At 55.0% G+C, this 2,824-nt stretch carries 1 protein-coding gene and 1 pseudogene; one reads left to right on the top strand and one right to left on the bottom strand.

The annotated features are described in order from the left end of the window. A pseudogene (locus tag EJP87_RS18040) lies at window positions 1–763 on the top strand (hypothetical protein); the annotation flags it as partial. A 59-nt stretch (window positions 764–822) separates the two neighbouring features. On the opposite strand, the gene EJP87_RS15160 reads toward EJP87_RS18040, so the two are convergent. Further along, window positions 823–2,824, bottom strand: a 2,002-nt coding sequence (locus EJP87_RS15160) for an SbcC/MukB-like Walker B domain-containing protein (RefSeq protein WP_227657680.1), incomplete at its 5' end; no start/stop codon positions are given.

Below are 2,824 nucleotides of genomic sequence, written 5' to 3'. Positions count from 1 at the left end.
GCAGTTGGCAGAGTTGAGCAGTGCACAACTGGCGGGTATGGGCAGTCAGCAGTTGGCCGCCTTGAGCAGTAACCAGTTGGCTGGTTTGACGAGTGCGCAACTGGGTCTGCTCAGCACAGTGCAATGGAATGGTTTGCACTCTTCGCAGTTGTCCACCTTGAGTGAAGTGCAACTTCATGGTTTGCGCTCTGCACAATTGGCCTCGTGGGCAGATACCCAGTGGAATGGTTTGCAATCAAGTCAATTGGCAGCATTGGTGGATGAGCAATTCAACGGGTTGCGTTCAACTGTATTGCGTTCTTTGGCTGTCAGCCAATTGGCTGGTTTATCGTCGTTGCAACTGAGCGGGCTTGCCGATACCCAATGGGATGGTTTTACCACAACCCAAATGGCAGGTTTGGCGGATATTCAGCTTTCTGCACTCACTTCCGCACGGCTGACAGAATGGACTACCGTACAAATGGCGGCTCTGACCGCCTCTGCCATCCTCTCGCTTTCGACAACGCAGATGGATGGTATCAGCACGGCGCAGATCAAAGCGCTCAGCAAAACACAGATTGCTGTATTGTCTGCTGTGCAGTTGGATGAACTTTCGCTGGCGCAGGTGCAGGCCATAGCCACCACCTGGAATGGTGTTGCCACAAATTTTGCTGCGGGGCAAGCTGCCTGGACTAAAGCGGGGTTGACCACCACACAAGTGAGCGCTCTGGACAATTTGCATGGCAGCGGCAGTGGTGCAATGGCAGTGCTTTGGGGGGTGTAACCCGTGCAAGAGTGCAGCATCCGCCCGCGCAACAATGCGGGGGTGGATGCTGCTTGGGGTCAACTGTTGCGGTTTATTCGTGTGCAGCCCGGACCGCTGATGCTGCTACGACCTCCCCCTTGTGGCTGGATGCGTATCTGCAGAGGAATCTGTTCGCGCAGTGCCGGTACATGGGAAATAATACCAATCTGTTTTCCCTCTTGCTGCAGAGTGGCCAAGCTCTGTAAGGCAATCTGCAAGGCATCCTCATCCAGGGTGCCAAATCCCTCATCCAAAAACAGAGAATCTACCCGAATCCGCTGCCCAGAGAGTTGTGCCAAACCCAAGGCCAAAGCCAAACTGACCAAAAAACTCTCCCCACCCGATAAATTTTTGCTCGAACGCACCTCGCCTGCCTGATAGAGATCCAACACATTCAACTCCAATGGTTGCTGGGGGTCTCGCTGCAATTGATAGCGGTCATTGATGCGCAGGAGCTGGCGGTTGGCCTGGCGCACCACCCGTTCAAAGGTAAGACCTTGCGCAAAGTTACGAAATTTTTTGCCATCTGCCGAGCCAATCAGATCGTGCAAGATTTCCCAGCGCTCACACGCCTGCTGCTGTTGTTGCCACGCCTCATGCCGACGCTGTCGTTCTTGACGATTGTGTTCTTGATCACGCAGACGTTGCTCTATTGCTCCCCACTGCTGTTGCAACTGCTGTTGCTGGCCCAACCACTCCTGCCGTTGCTGCTGCAACTCCATGGTGCTGTTGGTGGACAAAGCGCGGCTCTCCTCTTCCGCCAACTGCTGCTGCAGTTCTGTGTGGCGTCTTTGCAAATGGTGACCCTCTTCATCCAGTTGTTGGGCGCGACGCTGCAGCTCCAAACGCTGCGACTCTTCCAGCAGCGCCAGTTGCCATACCTTTTCATCGGCAAAACCAGCCTGCTGCAACTGCAGAAGCCACTCTCTTTCCGCTGTCAGCAGCAGCTCTAGACCACTTTGCAAACGCTCTTGCAGCCCCATTATTTCATGCTCCAATAGCGCCAATAGGCGGTTCAGCTCTTCGGAGCGTTGGGCTGCTTGTTGTTGATCATGCTCCCGTTGCCGACAGAGCTGTTCAAGGCGCTGCCAGTGCTGCTGCGGATCCTTTGCAGCAAACAGATTTTGGCGTTGCTGCTGCAGCTCTTTCCAATCGTCGCGCAAAAGCTGAAGCTGCTGCTCATCGCGCAACAGTCGTTGTTGCCACTGCTCTTGTTGCTCTTGCGCTTGCTGCACAGTGGCCAGAAGAACCGCTTCCCGTTCAGCCAGTTTGCGCAACTCCTCCTGGTTGATCTGCCACTGCTGGGCACGTTTTTGTAAACCGGAGAGCAGCACAGTGACATTCGCAGCCATGCCCAGATCCACAGCAAAGCGCTGCATTGCCTGTTGTGCTGCAGTCAACGCCTGCTGCCAATTGATTCCCCAGGCAACCGTTTGCTGGCGCAGACGCAGACTTTCGATCTCTTTTTCCAAGGAGCGCAGCTCTATGCGTCGTTGCTGCAGACGCTGCCACGCTCCGTCGGGAGCAGGCAACTCTTTGTGCAGATAGGGATGGTTGAGCGCTCCACACAAGGGGCATGCCTCTCCCTGACGCAGTTGTTGTCGTGCTTCGTTGAGATTGGCAATCTGTTGCAATAACGCCCACTCCCGTTCTTGCACGATGATCTGCTCGCTCAAGAGAGTCCGTTTTTCCTCTTGCAAGGGTAGAGAGCTGTTCAGGGCAATCTGTTCTGCCTGCAACTGTGCCAAGGAAAGACTCTTCGGCACGCTGAGGTTTTTATACAGCAGCGGCTGTTGCTGCTGCAGCTCCTGCAATTGGGATAAGCGCTGCTCGATGGCTGGCAGTGCCTGGGCCAGATCGGCATCGGTCGCTTGTTGGCTCTGCAGGCTCTGCAACTGCAGTTGCCGACTGCGCACTTTTTGCAGCTCTTGCGTGTGTGACAACCACTGTTTCTGTAAAGAGTGCAAATGGTTGCGCAGTTCGCTCACACTCTTTTCCGCAACCGCCACCACCTGCCATTTCTCCTGCAGAAGCCGATCC

Source organism: Candidatus Magnetaquicoccus inordinatus, from assembly GCF_004217665.1.
Taxonomy (GTDB): domain Bacteria; phylum Pseudomonadota; class Magnetococcia; order Magnetococcales; family Magnetaquicoccaceae; genus Magnetaquicoccus; species Magnetaquicoccus inordinatus.
This window is presented reverse-complemented; position numbering and strand designations above follow the sequence as displayed.